The sequence below is a fragment of the Pseudomonas sp. SWRI51 genome, assembly GCF_014268825.1.
Taxonomy (GTDB): domain Bacteria; phylum Pseudomonadota; class Gammaproteobacteria; order Pseudomonadales; family Pseudomonadaceae; genus Aquipseudomonas; species Aquipseudomonas farsensis.
Genome location: NZ_JABWRG010000015.1, coordinates 1 through 24,145, shown reverse-complemented (window position 1 = coordinate 24,145; position 24,145 = coordinate 1). Strand labels below are relative to the sequence as shown.

At 63.1% G+C, this 24,145-nt stretch carries 20 protein-coding genes; 15 read left to right on the top strand and 5 right to left on the bottom strand.

What is annotated here, in order from left to right:
• The 9 genes from murD (at nucleotide 1) to lpxC (ending at nucleotide 10,444) form a co-directional block, all read left to right on the top strand.
• Entirely contained in the window at nucleotides 1-1,347 is a 1,347-nt protein-coding gene (gene murD, locus HU720_RS07565) for a UDP-N-acetylmuramoyl-L-alanine--D-glutamate ligase (protein WP_186518732.1), read from the top strand.
• Complete coding sequence (gene ftsW / locus HU720_RS07560) at nucleotides 1,347-2,558, top strand: putative lipid II flippase FtsW (RefSeq protein WP_186518815.1); 1,212 nt, start codon at nucleotides 1,347-1,349, stop codon at nucleotides 2,556-2,558. Before murD ends, ftsW begins: the two co-directional genes overlap by 1 nt.
• Complete coding sequence (murG, locus tag HU720_RS07555; protein ID WP_186518730.1) at nucleotides 2,548-3,627, top strand: undecaprenyldiphospho-muramoylpentapeptide beta-N-acetylglucosaminyltransferase; 1,080 nt, start codon at nucleotides 2,548-2,550, stop codon at nucleotides 3,625-3,627. The genes ftsW and murG overlap by 11 nt, the downstream gene beginning before the upstream one ends.
• The gene (gene murC, locus HU720_RS07550; RefSeq protein WP_186518727.1) at nucleotides 3,620-5,068 is read left to right on the top strand and encodes a UDP-N-acetylmuramate--L-alanine ligase; all 1,449 of its coding nucleotides are present in this window, start codon (nucleotides 3,620-3,622) and stop codon (nucleotides 5,066-5,068) included. Before murG ends, murC begins: the two co-directional genes overlap by 8 nt.
• The gene (locus HU720_RS07545) at nucleotides 5,065-6,021 is read left to right on the top strand and encodes a D-alanine--D-alanine ligase (RefSeq protein WP_186518725.1); all 957 of its coding nucleotides are present in this window, start codon (nucleotides 5,065-5,067) and stop codon (nucleotides 6,019-6,021) included. The genes murC and HU720_RS07545 overlap by 4 nt, the downstream gene beginning before the upstream one ends.
• A gap of 6 nt (nucleotides 6,022-6,027) precedes the next feature.
• Nucleotides 6,028-6,897, top strand: a complete 870-nt coding sequence (locus HU720_RS07540; RefSeq protein ID WP_186518723.1) for a cell division protein FtsQ/DivIB — start codon at nucleotides 6,028-6,030, stop codon at nucleotides 6,895-6,897.
• Nucleotides 6,898-6,911: 14 nt separating this feature from the next.
• Nucleotides 6,912-8,168, top strand: a complete 1,257-nt coding sequence (gene ftsA, locus HU720_RS07535) for a cell division protein FtsA (protein ID WP_186518722.1) — start codon at nucleotides 6,912-6,914, stop codon at nucleotides 8,166-8,168.
• A 55-nt stretch (nucleotides 8,169-8,223) separates the two neighbouring features.
• Nucleotides 8,224-9,420: a cell division protein FtsZ gene (gene ftsZ / locus HU720_RS07530; RefSeq protein WP_186518720.1), complete on the top strand. Its 1,197-nt coding sequence runs from the start codon at nucleotides 8,224-8,226 to the stop codon at nucleotides 9,418-9,420.
• Between the two features lie 112 nt (nucleotides 9,421-9,532).
• Nucleotides 9,533-10,444, top strand: a complete 912-nt coding sequence (lpxC, locus tag HU720_RS07525; RefSeq protein ID WP_186518717.1) for a UDP-3-O-acyl-N-acetylglucosamine deacetylase — start codon at nucleotides 9,533-9,535, stop codon at nucleotides 10,442-10,444.
• Between the two features lie 61 nt (nucleotides 10,445-10,505).
• Here the strand turns inward: lpxC and HU720_RS07520 are convergent, their stop codons facing one another.
• Nucleotides 10,506-11,390, bottom strand: a complete 885-nt coding sequence (locus tag HU720_RS07520; protein WP_186518715.1) for a hypothetical protein — start codon at nucleotides 11,388-11,390, stop codon at nucleotides 10,506-10,508.
• Between the two features lie 94 nt (nucleotides 11,391-11,484).
• Entirely contained in the window at nucleotides 11,485-11,952 is a 468-nt protein-coding gene (locus tag HU720_RS07515) for a DciA family protein (RefSeq protein WP_186518713.1), read from the bottom strand.
• 314 nt (nucleotides 11,953-12,266) lie between these two features.
• On the opposite strand from HU720_RS07515, the gene secA reads away from it, so the two are divergent.
• The 3 genes from secA (at nucleotide 12,267) to HU720_RS07500 (ending at nucleotide 17,412) form a co-directional block, all read left to right on the top strand.
• Nucleotides 12,267-15,002: a preprotein translocase subunit SecA gene (secA, locus tag HU720_RS07510; protein WP_186518711.1), complete on the top strand. Its 2,736-nt coding sequence runs from the start codon at nucleotides 12,267-12,269 to the stop codon at nucleotides 15,000-15,002.
• Nucleotides 15,003-15,159: 157 nt separating this feature from the next.
• Nucleotides 15,160-16,377, top strand: a complete 1,218-nt coding sequence (argJ, locus tag HU720_RS07505) for a bifunctional glutamate N-acetyltransferase/amino-acid acetyltransferase ArgJ (RefSeq protein ID WP_186518709.1) — start codon at nucleotides 15,160-15,162, stop codon at nucleotides 16,375-16,377.
• A gap of 90 nt (nucleotides 16,378-16,467) precedes the next feature.
• Nucleotides 16,468-17,412: a Nudix family hydrolase gene (locus HU720_RS07500; protein ID WP_186518707.1), complete on the top strand. Its 945-nt coding sequence runs from the start codon at nucleotides 16,468-16,470 to the stop codon at nucleotides 17,410-17,412.
• A 3-nt stretch (nucleotides 17,413-17,415) separates the two neighbouring features.
• Here HU720_RS07500 and HU720_RS07495 read toward each other — a convergent pair whose 3' ends face one another.
• From HU720_RS07495 to HU720_RS07485, 3 genes are read right to left on the bottom strand one after another with little or no spacing between them, the layout of a single operon-like run.
• The gene (locus HU720_RS07495) at nucleotides 17,416-17,982 is read right to left on the bottom strand and encodes a cob(I)yrinic acid a,c-diamide adenosyltransferase (protein WP_186518705.1); all 567 of its coding nucleotides are present in this window, start codon (nucleotides 17,980-17,982) and stop codon (nucleotides 17,416-17,418) included.
• Between the two features lies 1 nt (nucleotide 17,983).
• Nucleotides 17,984-20,005, bottom strand: a complete 2,022-nt coding sequence (locus HU720_RS07490; RefSeq protein ID WP_186518703.1) for an ATP-binding protein — start codon at nucleotides 20,003-20,005, stop codon at nucleotides 17,984-17,986.
• Nucleotides 20,006-20,041: 36 nt separating this feature from the next.
• Entirely contained in the window at nucleotides 20,042-20,959 is a 918-nt protein-coding gene (locus HU720_RS07485) for a putative 2-dehydropantoate 2-reductase (protein ID WP_186518701.1), read from the bottom strand.
• Nucleotides 20,960-21,058: 99 nt separating this feature from the next.
• Between HU720_RS07485 and HU720_RS07480 the strand changes: the two genes are divergently transcribed.
• The 3 genes from HU720_RS07480 (at nucleotide 21,059) to HU720_RS07470 (ending at nucleotide 23,882) form a co-directional block, all read left to right on the top strand.
• The gene (locus tag HU720_RS07480) at nucleotides 21,059-21,544 is read left to right on the top strand and encodes a YajQ family cyclic di-GMP-binding protein (RefSeq protein ID WP_186518699.1); all 486 of its coding nucleotides are present in this window, start codon (nucleotides 21,059-21,061) and stop codon (nucleotides 21,542-21,544) included.
• Between the two features lie 92 nt (nucleotides 21,545-21,636).
• Nucleotides 21,637-22,479 carry a mechanosensitive ion channel family protein gene (locus HU720_RS07475; protein WP_186518697.1) on the top strand — a complete coding sequence of 281 codons (843 nt, stop codon included), beginning with the start codon at nucleotides 21,637-21,639 and terminating at the stop codon, nucleotides 22,477-22,479.
• A 158-nt stretch (nucleotides 22,480-22,637) separates the two neighbouring features.
• Nucleotides 22,638-23,882 carry an MFS transporter gene (locus tag HU720_RS07470; protein ID WP_186518695.1) on the top strand — a complete coding sequence of 415 codons (1,245 nt, stop codon included), beginning with the start codon at nucleotides 22,638-22,640 and terminating at the stop codon, nucleotides 23,880-23,882.
• The last annotated feature ends 263 nt before the right edge of the window (nucleotides 23,883-24,145 follow it).

Below are 24,145 nucleotides of genomic sequence, written 5' to 3'. Positions count from 1 at the left end.
GTGTCACTGATCGCTTCCGACCAATTCCGCATCGTTGTCGGCCTCGGCAAGAGCGGCATGTCCCTGGTTCGCTTCCTGGCGAGCCGGGGCATTGCCTTTGCCGTCGCCGACACCCGCGAGCAGCCGCCGGAACTGGATACCCTGCGCCGTGATTACCCGCAGGTGGAAGTGCGCTGTGGTGAGCTGGACGTCGAATTCCTCTGCCGCGCCAATGAGCTGTATGTGAGCCCGGGCCTGGCGGTGGCCACCCCGGCTCTGCAGCAGGCTGCCGCGCGCGGCGTCAAGCTGTCCGGCGATATCGACCTGTTTGCCCGTTACGCCAAGGCGCCCATCGTTGCCATCAGCGGCTCCAATGCCAAGAGCACCGTCACCACCCTGGTCGGCGACATGGCGGCCAAGGCCGGCAAGCGCGTGGCCGTGGGCGGCAATATCGGCACGCCGGCGCTGGACCTGCTCGATGACAGCGTCGAACTGTATGTGCTCGAGCTTTCCAGCTTCCAGCTCGAAACCACCGACCAGCTCAACGCCGAAGTGGCCACCGTACTGAATATCAGCGAAGACCACATGGACCGCTACAGCGGTCTGCCGGCTTATCACCTGGCCAAGCACCGGATTTTCCGGGGTGCCCGGCAGGTGGTGGTCAATCGCCAGGACGCCCTGAGCCGGCCGCTGCCGGTCGAAGGCATTCCGTGCTTCACCTTTGGCCTCAACGCCCCTGACTTCAAGGCCTTCGGCCTGCGTGAAGTCGACGGGGAGAAATACCTGGCCTTTGAATTCCAGGCGCTGATGCCGGTGCGTGAGCTGAAAATTCGTGGCGCCCACAACCAGAGCAATGCCCTGGCGGCGCTAGCGCTGGGCCATGCTGCCGGCCTTGCTTTCGAGCCCATGCTTGAAGCCCTGCGCGAGTTCAAGGGCCTGGCCCACCGTTGCCAGTGGGTTCGCGAGCATAACGGCGCGGGCTGGTATGACGATTCCAAAGCCACCAACGTGGGTGCGGCCCTGGCTGCCATCGAAGGCCTGGGCGCTGATATCCCGGGTCAGTTGGTGCTGATCGCCGGTGGTGATGGCAAAGGTGCCGACTTCGCTGCCCTGCGTGAGCCTGTGCGTAAGCACTGCCGTGCTGTGGTGCTGTTGGGGCGCGATGCCGAACGTCTGGCCGAAACCCTCGATGGCGCCGTGCCTCTGGTACGCGTACAGACCCTGGCCGAGGCCGTGCAGCGCTGCGCAGAGCTGGCCCAGCCGGGCGATGCCGTGTTGCTGTCGCCGGCCTGCGCCAGCCTCGACATGTTCAAGAACTTCGAAGAACGCGGGCGCCTGTTCGCCCAGGCTGCGGAGGGGCTGGCATGATTTTCGGCATCTTCAAGCCTTACCCGTCGCCGCTGATCAGCGGCCGTGGTGTAGACCTCGACTTCCCGCTGCTGGCCGGTTGCCTGGCGCTGCTCGGCCTGGGCCTGGTGATGATCACCTCGGCGTCCTCGGAAGTGGCTGCGGTGCAGTCCGGCAACCCGCTGTATCACATGTTCCGCCACCTGGTGTACGTGGTGCTCGGCCTTGGCGCCGGGGTAATGACCATGTTCGTGCCGATCGCCACCTGGCAGCGTATGGGCTACCTGATGCTGATCGGCGCTTTCGGCCTGCTGGTGATGGTGTTGATCCCCGGCATCGGCCGCGAAGTGAACGGTTCGATGCGCTGGATCGGCTTTAGCTTCTTCAACGTGCAGCCTTCGGAAATCGCCAAGGTGTTCGTGGTGATCTATCTGGCCGGCTACCTGGTGCGCCGTCAGACCGAGGTGCGCGAGAGCTGGATGGGCTTCTTCAAGCCGTTCATCGTGCTGTTGCCGATGGCTGGCCTGCTGCTGATGGAGCCTGACTTCGGCGCCACCGTGGTCATGATGGGGGCGGCGGCTGCCATGCTGTTCCTGGGGGGCGTCGGGTTGTTCCGCTTCTCGCTGATGGTGGTGCTGGCGGTGGTCTCGGTGGTGGTGCTGGTACAGGCACAGCCTTACCGGATGGCGCGTCTGATCACCTTCACCGACCCCTGGTCGGATCAGTTTGGCTCGGGCTACCAGTTGACCCAGGCGCTGATTGCCTTCGGTCGCGGCGAGTGGCTGGGCGTGGGCCTTGGCAACAGCGTGCAGAAACAGTTCTACCTGCCCGAGGCACACACCGACTTTGTGTTCTCGGTGCTGGCCGAAGAGCTCGGGGTGGTCGGCTCGCTGCTCACCATCGGCCTGTTCGTGTTCGTCACCATTCGTGCGCTGTACATCGGCTTGTGGGCCGAGAAAGCCAAGCAGTTCTTTGCCGCCTACATGGCCTTTGGCCTGGCGTTCCTGTGGATCGGCCAGTTCCTGATCAACATAGGGGTGAACGTTGGCCTGCTGCCAACCAAGGGTCTGACCCTGCCGTTCCTCAGCTACGGGGGCAGTTCGCTGGTCATTTGCTGCGCCTGCGTGGGGTTGTTGCTGCGTATCGAGTGGGAAAGCCGCACGCACCTTGGCAGCGAAGAACACGAATTCAAGGAGAGCGATTTTGCCGAGGAGACCAATCATGGCCGCTGATGGCAAGAACGTACTGATCATGGCGGGCGGTACCGGTGGCCACGTGTTCCCGGCCCTGGCCTGCGCCCGTGAGTTCCAGGCGCGCGGCTACACCGTGCACTGGCTTGGCACCCCACGCGGCATCGAAAACGAACTGGTGCCCCAGGCGGGGCTGGCGCTGCACCTGATCCAGGTCACCGGCCTGCGCGGCAAGGGCAAGCTCTCGCTGCTCAAGGCGCCGTTCACGCTGGTCAAGGCCGTGCTGCAAGCCCGGCGTATCGTGCGCGAGCTCAAGCCGGTCTGTGTGGTCGGCTTTGGTGGCTACGTCACCGGCCCCGGCGGCCTGGCTGCGCGGCTGTGCGGCGTGCCGTTGGTGATCCACGAGCAGAACGCCCGCGCCGGCACCACCAACCGCCTGCTGCTGCCGTTCGCTGCCCGGGTATGTGAAGCCTTCCCGGCCACGTTTGCCGCCAGCGAAAAACTGCGCACCACCGGCAACCCGGTCCGCCCGGAGCTGTTCATGGACGCCCAGCGCGCGCCGCTGGCCGAGCGCCGTGCACGCCTGCTGGTGATGGGTGGCAGCCTGGGCGCGGAACCATTGAACAAATTGTTGCCTAAGGCCCTGTCTGAAGTGCCGGCAGCGCTGCGCCCCGAGGTGTTTCACCAGGCTGGCAAGCATCACGCACCGGCTACCGCCGAGCGTTATCAGCAAGCCGGTGTCGAGGCGCAGGTCGAGCCGTTCATCAAGGACATGGCGCACGCCTATGGCTGGGCAGACCTGGTGGTCTGCCGCGCCGGTGCGCTGACTGTCAGTGAACTGGCCGCCGCTGGCTTGCCGTCGATGCTGGTGCCGTTGCCCCACGCCATCGACGACCACCAGACCCACAACGCCCAATACCTGGCTCACGAGGGCGCTGCCTTCCTGATGCCACAAGCGACAACTGGCGCAGCGCAACTCGCTGAACGCCTGAACGAGGTGCTGATGCAACCCGAGAAACTCAACGCCATGGCTGGCACTGCCCGCCGCCTGGCCAAACCTGCTGCAACCAGCACCGTGGTCGATATCTGCCTGGAGGTGGCCCATGGTTGAGAGCCAGAAAGCCATGCCGCAACCCAAGATGGGCCGTATCCGCCGCATCCACTTCGTCGGTATCGGCGGCGTGGGCATGTGCGGTATCGCCGAAGTGCTGCTGAACCTGGGCTATGAAGTGTCAGGTTCCGACCTCAAGGCCTCGCCGGTTACCGAGCGCCTGGAGTCGTTTGGCGCCGAAATCTTCGTCGGCCACCGCGCCGAGAACGCGGCCAGCGCCGATGTGCTGGTGGTGTCGAGCGCGATCAACCCGGCCAACCCGGAAGTCGCCACTGCGCTTGAACGCCGCATCCCAGTGGTGCCGCGTGCCGAGATGCTCGCCGAACTGATGCGCTATCGCCATGGTGTGGCGGTTGCCGGTACCCACGGCAAGACCACCACCACCAGCCTGCTGGCCTCGGTGTTTGCCGCAGGTGGCCTGGACCCGACCTTCGTCATCGGTGGCCGCCTGACCGCTGCGGGCACCAATGCCCAGCTGGGCACCAGCCGCTACCTGATCGCCGAAGCCGATGAAAGCGACGCCAGCTTCCTGCACCTGCAGCCGATGGTCGCCGTGGTTACCAACATCGACGCCGACCACATGGCAACCTACGAAGGCGACTTCAACAAGCTGAAGAAAACCTTCGTCGAGTTTCTGCACAACCTGCCGTTCTATGGCCTGGCGGTCATGTGCCTGGACGACCCGGTGGTGCGCGAGATCCTGCCGCAGGTCAAGCGTCCGACGGTCACCTATGGCTTTAGCGAAGAGGCCGACATTCGCGCCATCAACGTGCGCCAGCAGGGCATGCAGACCTACTTCACGGTACTGCGCCGCGACTGCGAGCCGCTTGAGGTGTCGGTGAACATGCCTGGCAACCACAACGTGCTCAATGCGCTGGCGACCATCGCCATCGCCACCGACGAAGGCATCAGCGACGAAGCGATCGTGCAGGGCCTGTCGGGCTTCCAGGGTGTGGGTCGACGTTTCCAGGTGTACGGCGAGCTGCCTGTCGAAGGCGGCAGCGTGATGCTGGTGGACGACTACGGCCACCACCCGACGGAAGTCGCTGCAGTGATCAAGGCCGTGCGTGGCGGCTGGCCGAGCCGGCGCCTGGTGATCGTCTACCAACCGCACCGCTACAGCCGCACCCGCGACCTGTACGACGATTTCGTGCAGGTGCTCGGCGATGCCAACGTGCTGCTGCTGATGGAGGTCTACCCGGCCGGCGAAGAGCCGATCCCGGGCGCCGACAGCCGTCAGCTGTGCCACAGCATCCGCCAGCGCGGCAAGCTCGACCCGATCTACATCGAACGCGGCGCCGAACTTGCGCCGTTGGTGCAACCGCTGCTGCGTGCCGGCGACATCCTGCTTTGCCAGGGCGCCGGTGACGTGGGCGGCCTTGCCCCGCAACTGATGAAAAGCCCGCTGTTTGCAGGCGCCAAGCAGGAGAAGCCGCTGTGACCCAGGCCTACGACCAACTTCACTCCGTCCTCGACGTCAAGGCCTTTGGCCGCGTCGGCGTGCTGTACGGCGGCAAGAGCGCCGAGCGTGAGGTGTCGCTGAAATCGGGTGCTGCAGTGATCGAGGCGCTGACCAGCGCCGGTGTCGACGTGGTTGCCATCGATGTCGGCGACGACCTGCTCGAGCGCCTGCAACGCGAGAAAATCGACCGCGCGTTCATCATTCTGCATGGTCGCGGCGGCGAAGACGGCAGCATGCAGGGCCTGCTGGAGTGCCTTGGCATTCCCTATACCGGCAGCGGCATCCTTGCCTCGGCCCTGGCCATGGACAAGCTGCGCACCAAGCAGGTGTGGCAGAGCCTGGGTATTCCGACCCCGCGTCACGCGGTATTGGCCAGCGAGCACGATTGTGTTCAGGCCAGCATGGAACTGGGCTTCCCGTTGATCGTCAAACCCGCCCATGAAGGTTCAAGCATCGGCATGGCCAAGGTGAACAGCGAGCAAGAGCTGATCGCCGCCTGGAAAGACGCCGCCAATTACGATTCGCAAGTGCTGGTCGAGCAATGGATTCACGGCCCGGAGTTCACCATTGCCGTGTTGCGCGGCCAGGTACTGCCGCCAATCGCGCTGGGCACCCCGCATTCGTTCTACGACTACGACGCCAAGTACATCGCCAATGACACCCAGTACCGCATCCCGTGTGGGCTGGACAGTGCCAAGGAACAAGAACTGATCGACCTGACCGCGCGAGCCTGTGATGCCGTTGGCATCGAAGGCTGGGGCCGGCTGGACGTGATGCAGGACGAGCAGGGCCGGTTCTGGCTGCTCGAAGTCAACACCGCACCAGGCATGACTGACCATAGCCTGGTACCGATGGCGGCCCGCGCGGCCGGCCTGGACTTCCAGCAGTTGGTGCTGGCGATCCTGGCCGACAGCGTTGCGACGCGAGGTTAACCAGCCATGCAAGGCGCGATGATACGTCAGCAGCAACCCGTACCCGGCCGTAGCAAGCCGGTGCCGCGTGGTGCCAGCCGACTGGCGGCCGATGAGCCGGTATCGGCGCGCCTGCCAAGGCCTGGCCTGGGTGGCCTCAAGCGCCTGCTGTGGCCGGTGCTGCTGGTGGCGGCAGGCTTTGGCGCTTATGAAGGGGCTGTGCGCCTGATGCCGTACGCCGACCGCCCGATCACCAAGATCGCCGTGCAGGGCGACCTCAGCTACATCAGCCAGCAGGCGGTGCAGCAGCGGATTGCCCCTTACGTGGCGGCGAGCTTCTTCACCGTGGACCTGACGGCCATGCGTGTGGAGCTTGAGCAGATGCCCTGGATCGCCCACGCCGAAGTACGCCGGGTGTGGCCGGACGAGGTGGTGGTGCGCCTTGAAGAACAGTTGCCGGTGGCGCGCTGGGGCGATGAAGCCTTGCTCAACAACCAGGGCCAGGCCTTCACCCCACGTGAGCTGGCCAACTACGAGCACCTGCCGCAGCTGTTCGGGCCGCAGCGGGCGCAACAGCAAGTCATGCAGCAGTATCAGGTATTGAGCCAGATGCTGCGCCCCATGGGCTTTTCCATCGCGCGCCTTGAGCTGCGCGAGCGGGGCAGCTGGTTCCTGACCACTGGCGCAGGCAGCGCCGGGCCGGGCATCGAGCTGTTGCTGGGGCGCGACCATCTGGTGGAGAAGATGCGCCGTTTCATTGCCATTTACGACAAGACGCTTAAAGACCAGATCACCAATATCGCCCGCATCGATCTGCGTTATTCCAATGGCCTGGCCGTTGGGTGGCGGGAACCGATTGCACCGACGACGGCCCAACCCGCCGTTGCGAAGAATTAGAGAGAGGCAGGACCATGGCAAACGCGCATAGCGGCAAAATGATCGTCGGGCTCGACATTGGCACCTCCAAGGTGGTGGCACTGGTCGGCGAAGTCGGCGAAGACGGCACCCTGGAGATCGTCGGTATCGGTACCCACCCATCGCGCGGTCTGAAAAAGGGCGTGGTGGTGAATATCGAGTCCACCGTGCAGTCGATCCAGCGCGCCGTGGAAGAGGCCCAACTGATGGCCGGCTGCCGCATCCACTCGGCGTTCGTCGGCGTGGCCGGCAACCACATCCGCAGCCTCAACTCCCACGGCATCGTCGCCATCCGCGACCGTGAAGTGAGCATGGCCGACCTTGAGCGCGTACTTGACGCCGCCCAGGCCGTGGCCATCCCGGCTGACCAGCGGGTGCTGCACACCCTGCCGCAGGACTACGTGATCGACAACCAGGAAGGCGTGCGTGAGCCACTGGGCATGTCGGGCGTGCGCCTTGAGGCCAAGGTGCACGTGGTCACCTGCGCGGTCAATGCGGCGCAGAACATCGAAAAATGCGTGCGCCGCTGCGGCCTCGAAATCGACGACATCATTCTCGAGCAACTGGCTTCGGCCTATTCGGTATTGACCGATGACGAGAAAGAACTGGGCGTGTGCATTGTCGACATCGGTGGTGGCACCACCGATATCGCCATCTTCACCGAAGGCGCCATCCGCCACACCGCGGTCATCCCGATTGCCGGCGACCAGGTCACCAACGACATCGCCATGGCCCTGCGCACACCCACGCAGTACGCCGAGGAAATCAAGATTCGCTACGCCTGCGCCCTGGCCAAACTGGCCGGCGCCGGTGAAACCATCAAAGTGCCAAGCGTGGGTGACCGCCCACCGCGCGAGCTGTCCCGCCAGGCCCTGGCCGAAGTGGTAGAGCCGCGTTACGACGAGCTGTTCACGCTGATTCAGGCCGAACTGCGTCGCAGTGGCTACGAAGACCTGGTCCCGGCCGGCATCGTCCTGACGGGCGGCACCGCCAAGATGGAAGGCGCCGTCGAGCTTGCCGAAGAAATCTTCCACATGCCGGTACGCCTGGGCGTACCGCACAGCGTTCGGGGGCTGAGCGACGTGGTGCGCAACCCGATCTATTCCACCGGCGTGGGCTTGCTCACCTACGGTCTGCACAAGCAGTCCGAAGACCTGCCCCTGACCGGCAACAGCAGCAGCAACAGCTATGGCGATGAACCGAAGGCCCCGGTGCTTGAGCGTCTCAAGCGTTGGGTTCAGGGCAACTTCTAAGTTTCAAAGCAGTAGTGGTAGGCGCGACAACTAGAGAACTGTAAGGAGAGGGAAAATGTTCGAGCTCGTAGACAACGTCCCGCAAAGCCCGGTCATCAAGGTGATCGGCGTCGGCGGTGGTGGCGGCAACGCCGTTAACCACATGGTCAAAAGCAACATTGAAGGCGTCGAGTTCATCTGCGCCAACACCGATGCCCAGGCGCTGAAGAATATTGGTGCTCGCACCATTCTGCAGCTGGGTACCGGCGTGACCAAAGGCCTGGGTGCAGGCGCGAATCCGGAAGTCGGTCGTCAGGCCGCGCTGGAAGACCGTGAGCGCATCGCTGAAGTGCTGCAAGGCACCAACATGGTCTTCATCACCACCGGCATGGGTGGCGGTACCGGTACCGGTGCTGCGCCGATCATCGCCGAAGTGGCCAAGGAAATGGGCATCCTCACCGTTGCGGTGGTGACCCGTCCATTCCCGTTCGAAGGCCGCAAGCGCATGCAGATCGCCGATGAAGGCATCCGTATGCTGGCGGACAGCGTCGACTCGCTGATCACCATCCCCAACGAGAAGCTGCTGACCATCCTGGGCAAGGATGCAAGCCTGCTGTCCGCCTTCGCCAAGGCTGACGACGTGCTGGCCGGTGCCGTGCGCGGTATCTCCGACATCATCAAGCGCCCAGGCATGATCAACGTCGACTTTGCCGACGTGCGCACCGTGATGAGCGAAATGGGCATGGCGATGATGGGTACTGGTTGCGCCAGCGGCCCGAACCGCGCTCGCGAAGCCACCGAAGCGGCAATCCGCAACCCGCTGCTCGAAGACGTCAACCTCCAGGGCGCCCGCGGTATCCTGGTGAACATCACCGCAGGTCCGGACCTGTCGCTGGGTGAGTACTCCGATGTGGGTAGCATCATCGAAGCCTTCGCCTCCGACCACGCGATGGTCAAGGTCGGCACCGTGATCGACCCCGACATGCGCGACGAGCTGCACGTTACCGTTGTGGCCACGGGCCTGGGTGCGCGCATCGAGAAGCCGGTCAAGATCGTCGACAACACCCTGCAGACCGCTCAGCAGGCGTACGAGGCCTCTAACCCGGCCCCGGCTCGCCAGGAGCAGCCAGCAGTCAACTACCGTGACCTCGAGCGCCCGACTGTAATGCGCAACCAGGCCCACGCCGGTGCTGCCGCAGCGGCCAAGCTGAACCCTCAGGATGACCTGGACTACCTGGATATCCCGGCATTCCTGCGTCGTCAGGCCGATTAATGGAATTTATCAGGGGTATAGGGGTGATTGGTATTCAGCAAAGGTCGGGTCTGTTATTATCCCCAGCCTTTGTTGATACCTGTTCGCAATTTGCGCTGAAGCGGCCAATGCCATGATTAAACAACGCACCCTGAAGAATACCATCCGTGCCACAGGTGTCGGTCTGCACTCTGGGGAGAAGGTCTACCTGACCCTCAAGCCTGCGCCTGTGGACACCGGCATCGTCTTCCGTCGCGCCGACCTCGACCCTGTGGTCGAAATTCCGGCGCGCGCGGCCAATGTTGGCGAGACCACCATGTCCACCACGTTGGTCAACGGTGACGTCAAGGTTGATACGGTCGAGCACCTGCTTTCCGCCATGGCGGGCCTGGGCATCGATAACGCCTACGTCGAGCTCTCCGCCTCGGAAGTGCCGATCATGGATGGCAGCGCCGGTCCCTTTGTATTCCTGATCCAATCGGCAGGCCTGGAAGAACAGGACGCTGCCAAGAAGTTCATCCGTATCCTGCGTGAAGTAACAGTGGAGGAGGGCGACAAGCGCGCCACTTTCCTGCCTTTCGAAGGGTTCAAGGTGAGCTTCGAGATCGACTTCGATCACCCGGTCCTCAAGGGCCAGACCCAAAGTGCAGTCGTAGACTTCTCCAGCACCTCGTTCGTGAAGGAAGTCAGCCGCGCCCGCACCTTCGGTTTCATGCGTGACATCGAGTACCTGCGCAAGCACAACCTTGCGCTGGGCGGCAGTGTTGAAAACGCCATCGTCGTCGACGAAACCGGTGTGCTCAACGAAGACGGCCTTCGTTCCGATGACGAATTCGTCAAGCACAAGATTCTCGACGCCATCGGCGATCTTTATCTGCTGGGCAACAGCCTGATTGGCGAGTTCAAGGGCTACAAGTCCGGCCACTCGCTCAACAACCAGCTGCTGCGCAAGCTGATCGCAGAAACCGACGCCTGGGAAGTGGTCACATTCGAAGATGCCAGTACGGCACCGATCTCCTACATGCGCCCTGTTGCGGCTGTGTAAGTTCGAACACTCTCTAGTTGATCAAGGCCACCTTCGGGTGGCCTTTTTTTATGTGCGCGCTTCAGCTGAAACGGAAAAAGTCCAGGTAGCTGAAGTCACGGGCGGTGATCACCATTTCAGTGACGTAATCGCCCTGTTCGGCTTTGAACGACACATTTTGATGCGCGCCGTTGATGGGCAGTACCTCGGATTGGCCGAGGAGCTTTTGGCCGGGGCCGTAGAACCTCACCTCGCCTCGTTGGCTAATCCATGTCCAGCTGAACTCCACATTGGAGTACTCCCCTTTGAGTTGAATCGTAACTTCCTGCTCGGGCAGGTTGGCCGCAACGTTGCGGTTCAAGGCCAGGCCCTGACCTTCGAGTTTTCCGTCAACCGAAAGTGTGTGTGTTTGAATGCCCACGTCGTTGGTTGAGGTGGGGGGCAGCGATATGATCAGTGCACCTTGATCGAGCGTCTCGCCGGGTTTGACGATGCCGCCGAGGCTGTCTTCGAAGTCTTCATGCATGTTGGCGGGGTAGATACGGATGTCATCGAACCAAAAGTCGGCGCCTTCGCCACTACCCACGCTGTCACTACCAATTAAGGCCAGCATTTGTGGGCCGTCTTTCGCTACGAAGTCCGTCCTGATCACGTGCCATTCGCGGTCGTACAAGGGGGTCGCGCTCCCCAAAGGGATTTCATCCATACGCCAGGTTATTGACGGGTATTTGGCTTGATCATTGACGCGCCTGACTCTGATGGATACGCGGTATTTCTCGTTGGCAACTAATTGGGTGAGCTTTTTTTCCAGGATCTTTCCTTGTAGGTTACCCATAGGGCGGAAGAACGCATAATAGTTTCCATTCTCCTCGCCCAGGGCGAGTGCTTGGCCATTGGCGCCTTTGACCCAGTCATTCCATGGGTCAGTAGAAGACTCGAATGAGGTGTAATCGCAATATTGGGTCATGAAACTCGCTCCGTAAGGGGGGGACGAGCCCATTCGAGCATTTTGGAGTGGGAGGTAAAACTGGCAAAACTATCAGGTAGGCGAGGATGACGCTTCAGCCTGTTGACCCAGGCTTGAGGTTGGCATGAGCTGCCAGCCTTTCAAGCGCCGCACGCAGCTTCGGGTCACTGATCCCCTCCGCTGAGCCGCGAATCTCCTGCGCTGCACGCTCCGAAAGCGCAGGCCCATGCCCTTCGCGTTTGGCGGGCACCAGCGGCGGCTGCACCTTGAACAGAATGCGCGTGAGGTTGGCGAAGGCGTCCATCTCAAGTAGCTGGCGCTGCAGGCGCTTCTGCTGGTAGCGCAGCCGGGTGGCCCAGTGGCCGTCGGTCACCACCAGCAGCAGAGTGCCTTCTTTCCACGAGGCCACATGGCAGTGCTCGCGGGCAGCCGGTTGCAGCTGGCTCTCCAGCAGGCGCTGCAAGTGCTCCAGGCGTTCAGCCTGGTTGAGCATCAGGCGCAGCGGCCGCGCTTTGCGCAGCAGGGCGGCAGGAGGGCTGGCGGAGGGAGGTTTGTAGGCCATGGGGGTCGCAGCTGGTTACAAGATCGGCAGTCTAACAGATGGGCTGCCGTGTATATCAGGCCTCACCGCCAGGGCAGCCCGGCGGCACTGATGCAAGTCACGGCTGCAACGTTTCATGTGCACATACCTTGAACTTGGGGGAAAAGCCCCTATCTTAGTCAGGCCCCATAAATACGCTGTGCCAGTATCGTGGAAATCCACCACTTTCCTCACCATCGTTTCCGGGTAGAATGCTCGTTCGCATGCGGCCTCTGGGCTGCACGGGCGACTCATGGGGCCGCCCTCCATCCCTACGTGTGGAAGATCCTGCCGATATGTTTGCGCCTTTGTTAAAAAAACTTTTTGGAAGCAAGAACGAGCGTGAAATCAAACGCATGCTCAAGACGGTCAGCGCCGTCAATGCCTTCGAAGAGAAGATGGTGGCCCTCTCGGACGAGCAGCTGCGGGGCAAGACCGCAGAGTTCAAAGAGCGCCTGGCCAAAGGCGAAACCCTCGACCAGCTGCTGCCTGAAGCCTTCGCCGTGGCCCGTGAGGCCGGCAAGCGTGTCATGGGCATGCGCCACTTCGACGTCCAGTTGATCGGCGGCATGACCCTGCACGAAGGCATGATCGCAGAAATGCGTACCGGTGAAGGCAAGACCTTGGTCGGTACCCTGGCTGTGTACCTGAACGCGCTGTCCGGCAAAGGTGTGCACGTGGTCACGGTCAACGACTACCTGGCCCGCCGCGACGCCAACTGGATGCGCCCGCTGTACGAATTCCTCGGTCTGAACCTGGGTATCGTCTCGGCCTTCCAGCCGCCTGAAGAAAAACGCGCTGCCTACGCTGCCGACATCACCTACGGCACCAACAACGAATTCGGTTTCGACTACCTGCGCGACAACATGGCGTTCAGCCAGGAAGAGAAGTTCCAGCGCGAGCTGAACTTCGCCGTGATCGACGAAGTGGACTCCATCCTCATCGACGAAGCGCGTACCCCGCTGATCATCTCCGGCCAGGCCGAAGACAGCTCCAAGCTGTACATCGAGATCAACCGCCTGATCCCGCGCCTGACTCAGCACATCGAAGAGGTCGAAGGCCAGGTTACCCAGGAAGGCCACTACACCATCGATGAGAAGAGCCGCCAGGTCGAACTCAACGAAGCCGGTCACCAGTTCATCGAAGACATGCTCACCCAGGCCGGCCTGCTGGCCGAGGGCGAAAGCCTGTATTCGGCGCACAACCTGGGCCTGCTGACCCACGTCTACGCCGGCCTGCGCGCGCACAAGCTGTTCCATCGCAATGTCGAGTACATCGTCCAGGACGGCCAGATCCTGCTGATCGACGAGCACACCGGCCGTACCATGCCGGGCCGTCGTCTGTCCGAAGGCCTGCACCAGGCCATCGAGGCGAAAGAAAACCTGAACATCCAGGCCGAAAGCCAGACCCTGGCGTCGACCACCTTCCAGAACTACTTCCGTCTGTACAACAAGCTGTCCGGCATGACCGGTACCGCCGACACCGAAGCGTTCGAATTCGCCCAGATCTACTCGCTCAACGTGATGGTCATCCCGCCTAACAAGCCGTTGGCGCGCAAGGACTTCAACGACCTGGTGTACCTCACCGCCGATGAGAAGTACGCCGCGATCATCGCCGACATCAAAGAGAGCATGACCCAGGGCCGCCCGGTACTGGTCGGTACTGCGACCATCGAAACCTCCGAGCACATGTCCAACTTGCTCAAGAAGGAAGGCATCGAGCACAAGGTCCTGAACGCCAAGTACCACGAAAAAGAAGCCGAGATCATCGCCCAGGCCGGTGCGCCAGGTGCGCTGACCATCGCCACCAACATGGCAGGCCGTGGTACCGACATTCTGCTGGGTGGTAACTGGGAGGCCGAAGTCGCCGCCCTGGACAACCCGACCCCTGAGCAGATCGCCCAGATCAAGGCCGACTGGCAAAAACGTCACCAGCAAGTGCTGGAGGCCGGTGGCCTGCATGTGATCGCCTCCGAGCGCCACGAATCGCGCCGTATCGACAACCAGCTGCGTGGCCGTGCCGGCCGTCAGGGCGATGCCGGCTCCAGCCGCTTCTACCTGTCGCTCGAAGACAGCCTGATGCGTATCTTTGCCTCTGACCGGGTGAAGAACTTCATGAAGGCCCTGGGCATGCAGTCCGGTGAAGCCATCGAACACCGCATGGTCACCAATGCCATCGAAAAAGCCCAGCGCAAGGTCGAAGGCCGCAACTTCGACATTCGCAAGCAGCTGCTCGAATACGATGACGTGGCCAACGAACAGCGCAAAGTCATCTACCACATGCGCAACAGCCTGCTGGCGGCCGAGAACATTGGCGACACCATCGCCGAGTTCCGCAAGGAAGTGCTCGACGCCACCATCAGCCAGCACATCCCGCCGCAGTCGCTGCCTGAGCAGTGGGACGTGGCCGGCCTCGAGGCTTCGCTGGCCAGCGACTTCGCCATGAAGCTGCCGATCCAGCAGTGGCTCGACGAGGACGATCACCTCTACGAAGAGACCCTGCGCGAGCGCCTGCTGAACGAAATCACCACCGCTTACACCGAGAAGGAAGACCAGGCCGGCATCGACGCCCTGCGTACCTTCGAGAAGCAGATCCTGCTGCGTGTGGTCGATGACCTGTGGAAAGACCACCTGTCGACCATGGACCACCTGCGCCACGGTATCCACCTGCGCGGCTACGCCCAGAAGAACCCGAAGCAGGAGTACAAGCGCGAGTCGTTCACCCTGTTCCAGGAACTGCTCGAGTCGATCAAGCGCGACACCATCCGCGTGCTGTCGCACGTTCAGGTACGCCGCGAAGACCCGGCCGAGGAAGAAGCCCGTCTGCGCCGCGACGCCGAAGAACTGGCCAGCCGCATGCAGTTCGAGCACGCTCCGGCGCCAGGCCTTGAAACCGACGCGCTGGCCGAAGAGGGCGCCGAAGTCGCCGTCGCCGCAGCACCGGTACGCAACGACCTGAAACTGGGCCGTAACGAGCCGTGCTGGTGTGGTTCGGGCAAGAAGTTCAAGCACTGCCACGGGCAGATCGAGTGATCTGAACCCGGTTTGAAACATCCCGGGGCCGAATCGCGGCCCCTTCGCGGCACAAGGCCGCTCCTACAGGGCATTGCAACACACCTGTAGGAGCGGCCTTGTGCCGCGAAAGGGGCGCACAGCGCCCCCCAATCCCATATTCTCTAGGAGCGCTTACATGGCTGTTGGTCTTGGTCCCCTGCCCACTCTGCACCCGGTTCCCGGCTTTGAACTCGGCATCGCCTCGGCCGGCATCAAGCGCCCTGGGCGCAAGGACGTGGTTGTCATGCGCTGCGCCGAAGGCTCAAGCGTGGCAGGTGTGTTCACCCTCAACGCCTTCTGCGCCGCCCCGGTGATCCTCAGCAAGCAGCGTGTTCAGGGCACCGTGCGCTACCTGCTGACCAACACCGGCAACGCCAATGCCGGGACCGGCGCTCCGGGCCTGGCCGCCGCCGAGCGCACCTGCGCCAAGCTCGCCGAGCTTGCCGATGTGCCTGCCGAATCGGTATTGCCGTTCTCCACCGGGGTAATCGGTGAGCCGCTGCCGGTCGAAAAAATCGAAGGCGCGCTGCAGGCCGCTCTGGACAACCTGTCCGAGAACCACTGGGCAGAAGCCGCCACCGGCATCATGACCACTGACACGCTGCCCAAGGGCGCCAGCCGTCAGTTCCAGTTCGATGGCAAGACCATCACCGTCACCGGTATCAGCAAAGGCGCGGGCATGATCCGCCCGAACATGGCCACCATGCTCGGCTACATCGCAACCGACGCCAAGGTTGCCCCGGCAGTGCTCAAGGACCTGATGCTCGACGGCGCCAACAAGTCGTTCAACCGCATCACCATCGATGGCGACACCTCGACCAACGACTGCTGCATGCTGATCGCCACCGGCAAGGCCGATGTGCCTGAAGTGACCGAAGCGCGCGGCGAGCTGTTCGATGCGCTGAAAAAAGCAGTGTTTGAAGTGTGCATGGACGTGGCCCAGGCCATCGTCCGTGACGGCGAAGGTGCTACCAAGTTCGTCACCGTGCAGGTCAACGGTGGTGGCAACCACCAGGAATGCCTGGACGTCGGCTACGCCGTGGCCCACTCGCCGCTGATCAAGACCGCACTGTTCGCCTCCGACCCCAACTGGGGCCGTATCCTCGCAGCCGTTGGCCGCGCCGGTGTGCCGCAACTGGATGTCAGCCTGATCGACGTGTTCTTGGGTGATGTCTGCATCGCCAGCAAAGGCGGCCGCAGCCCGAGCTACACCGAAGAGCAAGGCTCCGCGGTCATGGCCCAGGAAGAAATCACCATTCGGATCGAGCTTGGCCGTGGCCAGTGCAGCGAAACCATCTGGACCACCGACCTGTCCCACGAGTACGTGAAGATCAACGCCGAATACCGGACCTGATCTTGCGGCCCGTGCGTGGGCCTGTATCGAAACCATCTACCAGCCGCAGGCCCGCAAGGCCCGCGGCTGGGCTTTTTTGGAGTGTAAAGGGTGAAACGGATTCATGTGGTAGCAGCAGTCATCCGTGGCACCGATGGGCGCATCCTCATTGCCCGTCGCGCCGATACCCAGCATCAGGGCGGGCTGTGGGAGTTTCCCGGCGGCAAGGTCGAGCAGGGCGAGAGCCCTGAGGCGGCCCTGGCCCGTGAGCTGCGCGAAGAACTGGGTATCGAAGTCAGCTATTCGCGGCCGTTGATCAAGGTCAGCCATGACTATCCCGACAAGCAAGTGTTGCTGGACGTGCGCGAGGTCTCGGCCTTCAGCGGCGAGCCCCGCGGCGTCGAGGGCCAGCCGTTGGCCTGGGTGGCGCCGCGTGAGCTGGGCCAGTACGAATTTCCTGAGGCCAACAAGCCGATCGTTGCCGCCGCGCGCTTGCCGGACCAGTACCTGATTACCCCGGATGGCCTCGAAGTGCCGCAGATGCTCAAGGGCATCCAGAAGGCGGTGGCCAACGGCATCAAGCTGGTGCAACTGCGCGCCCCGGACATGTACGACCCCAAGTACCGCGATGTGGCGGTGGATGCGGTCGGCCTGTGCGCAGGCAAGGCGCAATTGATGCTCAAAGGCCCGCTGGAGTGGTTGGGCGATTTCCCGGCAGCAGGCTGGCACCTCACGGCAGCCCAGTTGCGCAAGTACGCAGCCAAAGGCCGGCCATTCCCGCAGGAACGCTGGCTGGCCGCATCCTGCCATAACGCCGAAGAGCTGGTCCTGGCCGAGCAGATGGGGGTCGATTTCGTCACGCTGTCGCCGGTGCAGGCGACCCAGACTCACCCCGACGCCGCGCCGCTGGGCTGGGATGAGGCGCAGCGCCTGGTCAGTGGCTTCAGCCGCCCGGTTTACCTGCTAGGTGGGGTCGGGCCGGCTGAGCGCGAGCAGGCCTGGGCGGTTGGCGCCCAGGGTGTGGCGGGTATTCGTGCGTTCTGGCCCGAGGCCTGAGTTTCAGGCTTCGGGCTTTGGCGCCGCCTGCCATAGTATTTCAGCCACACCTTGGCGGCGGCCGATGATGCGTGCGGCCACAAACAGCAGGTCGGACAAGCGGTTGATGTAGGCGAGCCCGACCCCTGCCAGTGGCTCCAGCGCATTGAGCTGCTGGCAGCGGCGCTCCGCTGCCCGTGCCACACTGCGGCACACATGGGCCTGGGCAACCAGCGCCGAACCACCGGGCAGAATGAAATTCTTCAGCGGCCCCAGCTCTTCATTCCAGGTATCGATCACCTGCTCCAGGCGCTCCACCTCGTGGGCATTCAGCGCCTGATAGCTGGGCATCGCCAGCTCCCCGCCCAGGTCGAACAGCCGGTGCTGGCACGGCGCCAAAACGTTACTCACTTCAGTGATTCCAGCCTCGGCAAGGCCCGCCAGCAGCACGCCGAGCTGGCTGTTGAGCGTGTCCACCTCGCCAATTGCCTCGATGCGCGGGTGGTCCTTGGGCACCCGGCGGCCATCGCCAAGGCCGGTTTCGCCACGGTCACCGGTGCGGGTGTAGATCTTGCTCAGGCGGTTGCCCATGTCATGTCTCCGTACTGGCCGGCGTTGCCGGGCTCAAGGGCAGGCGCAGGGTGAAACAGGTGCCCTGGCCGGGGGTGGAATGCACCTCCATCTGCCCTTTGTGGTTGTTGGTGATGATGAAATACGAAACCGACAGCCCAAGGCCTGTGCCCTGGCCGATTTCCTTGGTAGTAAAGAATGGCTCGAAGGTGCGTTTGCGCACCGCCTCCGGCATGCCCACGCCGTTGTCCTCGACCTGGATTTGCGCCCATGGCGGGTTCAGCCGCGTGCGCAAGGTGATGCGCCCTGGCTCGCACGGCTGCGGGCGTTGGTGGATGGCCTGGGCTGCGTTTTTCAGCAGGTTCAGCAGCACCTGTTCCAGCTCGTTGGCGGTGCACGGGACGGGCCCCAGTTGCGGGTCGAACTGGCGCACGATGGCCTGGCCTTTGAAGTCGAAACCGATGGTCAGGTCGAAGTCGTTGCCGGCAATGTCCACGGCCTGGTCGATCAGCGCCGGCAGGTCGCAGGGCGCCAGTTGGCGGTTACTGCGCCGGCTGAAACTGAGCATGTGGGTAACGATTTTTGCCGCCCGCGCCCCGGCCTGCTGAATACCATCGAGCAGTTGCGGCACTTCGCGGCTAGTCAGGTACTGGTTGACGCTTTGCAGGTCGATGCCCAGCTCGTCGGCCTGCTCCTGATTGCGCGCAAGCTCCGGTGACAGGCGCCTGCGGATGTTTTGCACGTTGTGCAGGATCGCCCCCAACGGGTTGTTGATCTCATGGGCCATGCCGGCCGCAAGGCCACCCACCGAGAGCATCTTTTCCGACTGCACCATCATTTCTTCCAGTGACAGGCGTTGGGTGATGTCGTCGATGCGGATAACCACACCACGCCCGCCGCCGCCGGTCAGGGGGTAGAAGGTCAGGGCGTAATGGCGCAGCTCGTCGCCGCTGGGCCAGGTCACCCGCTCGATCTTGGCCACCCGGTGTTTCTCGACGCTCTCCTTGAGCTGCGGCAAAAATGGCTTGAGTGGCTCGAAGGCGAGGAAGATCGGCTGGTTCAACGCCTCGTCCAGGGGCGTGCCGGAAAGCGCCGTGGCTTCCTGGTTCCACTGGGTGACATACAGTTGCTCGTCGAGGGCAATCAGCGCCGAGGGCATCGAGTCGATGATGCTGTTGAGGTAGTTCTGAAAGCCGGTGAGCTTTTTTTCGATCTTGCTGCGCACCTGGACTTCCAGCTCCAGCTTGCGGTTGGTATGCCGGGTTTCCTCGGCCAGGCCCTGGGCTTGATCGTAGGCGCTCTGGAACTCGTCGCGGGTGCGCTTGAGCTGTTGCTCGCGGGCCTCGATGCGCGAGAGCATGGTGTTGAACGCCTCGGCCAGGCTGCCCAGCTCGTCATCGTTGCCGGGCATGGCACGTAGCGCGTAGCTCTCTTCGCGGGTGACCTGGCGGGTGAGCTCTTCGAGGCGGTTGATCGGCAGGGTGATGAGGCGTTTGATCTGCCGTGCGATGAGCGTCCACAACACCACGCTGAACACCAGGATTGCCAGGCTTGCGGTCAGGGTGCCGGTGTAAAACGCCATCGGCAGCTCACTGCTGGCTACCAGTAGCAGGTGCGCGGGCGGGGCGCCGGCCCGGGGCAGGCGAATCACCTGGGTGCTGCGGAACTCGGTGAGCCGCCATTTATCAATGTTGCGAAAACGCGCCGGCAGGGTTAGCCGCTCCCCGTGCTGCAGTTGCGCCAGCATGCGCCCGTCACCGCCGTAGATGGCCGCTGCGCGTAGCGGCGAATAACTGTCGAGCTCCTCCAGCAGGGCATTGGCCGACGCTGGCGACTCACCTGCGCGGGCTGACAGTTGCGGGTTGGACACCAGCTTGCCGATGGTCTGCAAGGCCTGCGGCGCCATGCTCTCCTGGGTGATCCAGTAGGCTGCGCTGATGAACGCAAGGTTGGCCACCAGCAAAATGGTCACCAGCAGCACCAGCAGGGCGGCCAGCAGTTTTTGCCCGACCGGGAGGTTTTCCAGGCGTTGGCGCAGGGTCATGGGCTGGGCAGCTTCCGTATCGGTTGAATGGGGGCCTCAGGTGCCTGGCAGGCCACGGGCGGTCAGGTTATCGACCAGGCGCTGGTGCAGGTGTTCCAGTTGCGGCAGTACCAGGCCGTGGCGGGCGGCTGTGCGCAGGGCGTGGCCGAGCAGGTAGTGGATTTCAGTGCGCCGGCCTTGGCGCACATCCTGATACATCGAAGAATAGTTGGCGGCGGTGGCAAGGATCACCCGTTGGACATCTTCTTGCAGGTTTTCGGCAGCACCCGGCTGGCCGCAGCGCTGCAGCAGCACCGCTAGCTCGGCGCACAACGCATCCACTTCGGGCAGATGGCCGAGCAGCCCGCCGTTCTGGCAGTCGTGCAGCACCGTCAGCGGGTTGATCGCGCAGTTCAGGGCAAGCTTGCGCCACAGCCTTGAGAGGATATCCAGGCGCCACTCGGCGGGGATGCCGGCCTCTTGCAGGTCGTCGAACCAGGGCGGCGGTGCCGGGTTGGCCGGGTCTCCCAGCCAATTGAAACCTTGGCCGGCAAAGCGCACCTGCCAGTCGCTCTCGCGGAACGCGCCTTCGGTGCTGGAGGCGAAGATGCAGCGCGCATGGGGCGCCTGTTCCGCGACTTCATCCTGGCTGCCCAGGCCGTTTTGCAGCAGCACCAGCTCGGCGCCGGCGCTCAGCCTTGGGGCCAGGCGCGCCACCGCTGGGGCTGCGTCGTAGGCCTTGCAGGCCACCAGCAGGCGATGAATGGGGCCGGCGCCGCTGGCGGTTTCGGCCGGGATTGCGTAGTGGCTGCGCTGTTCGCCCTCGACCAGGGTCAGGGTGCCGGTGGCCTGATAGTCGGCCAGACGCTGTTCGTCACGCAGGATCAGGCGGACCGCCTTGCCCGCGCGGGCCAGGCGGCAGGCCCAAAGGCTGCCCAGGCTACCGGCGCCGAGAATATGCCAGGTGCTGCTCATCTGCGTTTCGCAACCCGTTATAATGTGCGCGCATTTTAACCTTCAACGCTGACGCGCTCCATCTTCAAGCAGAGCGCGCATTATTTTATGGAGAAACCCATGCCTTCGTTCGACGTGGTATCGGAACTGGACAAGCACGAAGTGCAGAACGCGGTAGACAACGCCGTCAAAGAGCTCGACCGCCGTTATGACCTCAAGGGCAAGGGCACCTTCGATTTCAAGGACAAAGAGCAGACCATCCTGCTGACCGCCGAGGCCGAGTTCCAGCTCGAATCCATGATCGAGATCCTGCGCGGTGCGCTGGTCAAGCGCAAGATCGACGTCAAGTGCCTGGAAACCAAGGACCCCTACGCCTCGGGCAAAGAAATGAAGCAAGAGGCCAAGTTCCGCGAAGGCATCGACAAGGAGCTGGCGAAGAAGATCGTCGCCCACATCAAGGATGCCAAGCTCAAGGTCCAGGCCTCCATCCAGGGTGAGCAAGTGCGCGTCACCGGCAAGAAGCGTGACGACCTGCAAGAAGCCATTGCCGCCCTGCGCGCCAAGGAATTCGACATGCCGCTGCAGTTCAACAACTTCCGCGACTGACCTGCCTGCGGCCTTGAACCCATGGGGCGCAGTGCGGTCCATCAGGGTTCGGGGCCGCTGGGTTGCAGGCCGCCCGGCATCTGGAGATGACTATGGATTTGAACGCAGAGGTTGACCAGCTGGTACGCCAGTCGCAAGCCTGGATTCCGATGATCATGGAGTACGGCAGCCGGGTGCTGCTGGCACTGCTGACCCTGGCCATCGGCTGGTGGGTGATCAACAAGCTCAGTGCGCGCCTTGGCAAGCTGGTCGGGCTGCGCAACGCCGACCTGGCGCTGCAAGGTTTCATCAGTACGCTGGCCAACATCATCCTGAAGATCCTGCTGTTCGTCAGCGTGGCGTCGATGATTGGCGTCGAGACCACCTCGTTCGTCGCGGCCATCGGTGCCGCCGGCCTGGCCATTGGCCTGGCCTTGCAGGGCAGCCTTGCCAACTTTGCCGGTGGGGTGCTGATCCTGATGTTCCGCCCGTTCCGCATTGGTGACTGGATCGAAGCCCAAGGGGTCAGTGGCACCGTGGACAGCATCCAGATCTTCCATACCGTGTTGCGTACTGGCGATAACAAGACAGTGATCATGCCTAACGGCAGCCTGTCCAACGGCATCATCACCAACACCAATCGCCAGCCAACGCGCAAGGTGGTGTTCGATGTGGGCGTGGACTACGAGGCTGACCTGCAGAAAGCGCGTAACGTGCTGCTGGAGCTGGCGCAGGACCCGCGGGTACTGGCAGACCCAGCCCCGCAGGCCGTTGTAGCCACCTTGGGCGACAGCTCGATCACCGTGTCGCTGCGCCTGTGGACGAAAACCAGCGACTACTGGGACGTGATCTTCATGCTCAACGAGCATGCCCGCGACCGGCTCAAGGCCGAGGGCATCGATATACCGTTTCCGCAGCGTGTGATCCGCGTGGTGCAGGAGACGGCTACGCCGTAACTCGCCGCAGCACTGAACGCGGGGCAACCCCGTTCCTTACACATCGTAGGGGCGGGCTTGCCCCGCGCTGTTTTTAGGCGCTTACATTTGCTCACAGCAAAACGCTGCCATTTCTGGCATATAGCCTGCCAGCCCATCTGCCTGTACCCGATGCCACCATGAAACCACTTCTGTACATAACGCCGCTGCGCGCCTTGTTGTTCGGCCTGACCCTGGCCCTGTTCGAGCTGCTCACCTACCTTGCCAGCGATGCGGTCATGCCGGCGATGCCGGTGGTGGTCGGCGACCTCAATGCCAGCCCTGAATTCATCCCCCATGCCTTGAACCTGTACTTGCTGGGCGGGGTGGTGCTGCAGTGGCTGATCGGGCCGCTGGCCGACCGCTATGGCCGACGCCCGCTGCTGCTGACCGGCTGTGTGGTGTTCGGTGTGGCATGCCTGGCGACCTTCTGGGTGCATGACATCGGGCTGTTCAACCTGCTGCGCCTGGTACAGGGCATCGGCCTTGGCTTTGTGGTGACCGTCAGCTACCCGGCGCTCAACGAGGCGTATACCGAGGCCGATGCGGTGCGCATGATGGCGCTGTTGGCCAATATCGCGCTGCTGTCGCCGCTGCTCGGCCCGCTGGTGGGCACCTTGATGCTGCAATGGCTCGACTGGCGCTGGCTGTTCGTCGCCTTCGCGGTGGGCGCGGTGGTGTGCTGGGGGCTGCTGTACCGCTTGATGCCCGAAACCTTGGGTGTGGAGCGCCGCGACGGCACGCGCCTGGCGTTCACCCCGATCCACTTGCTGCCGTTGTTGGCCGGCTACGGCCAGTTACTGGCCAACCGGCGCTTTGTGGCCGGCAGTGCGGCGCTGGGCCTGGTGGGGCTGCCGCTGATTGGCTGGATTGGCCTGTCGCCGGTGTTGCTGATCCATGACGAGGGCTTGAGCACGATGGAATATGCCCTGTGGCAGTTGCCGGTATTTGCCGGGCTGATCATGGGCAACCTGATCATCAACCGGATTGCCGACCGTTATCCGCTGCCCGCACTTGTACGGGGCGCTTTGTGGCCCTACTTGGCCGGGTTGGGGCTGTTGGTGTTGGCTACCTGGTGCTGGCCGACGGTGACCAGCGTGGTGGCCGGCATGTCGCTGTATGCCATGGGCCTTGGGGTGGCTAACGCGGTGTTGTACCGCATGACGCTGTTCGCCAGCGAGCAGAGCAAGGGGTTGGTGTCGGCAATGCTTGGCATGATCACCATCGCCCTGCTGGGGCTGGGCGGGGTAGTGCTGGCAATGCTCGGGGCTGGCGCCAGCTTGTTGCACTTTGCCGTAGGCGCCGGTGTGGCGGGTGCGCTGGCGCTGTGGCCGCTGTGGTTCGTGGTGGGCGGCAGGGCTGCCAAACGCTTAGTGGTGCAGTGAGGCCACCGCTAGTCACGAACTGGGCAAGCCTGGCCCAGGAGGCGATTACATAGTTTTGTACAACCCTTTGCGGGCCTCATCGCAGGCTGTCGCCAGCTCCTGCAGGAACCGGGCAAGGCCTCAATTTTGCGGCTGTGCGCGGTCTCTGTGGGAGATTCTATGGTTTCGGGCAAGTCGCTTTTGATTGTGTAGGAGCGGCCTCGTGTCGCGAAAGGGCTGCGAAGCAGCCCCAGCGATTCTGGTGGGTGCTCAGATCCTGGGGC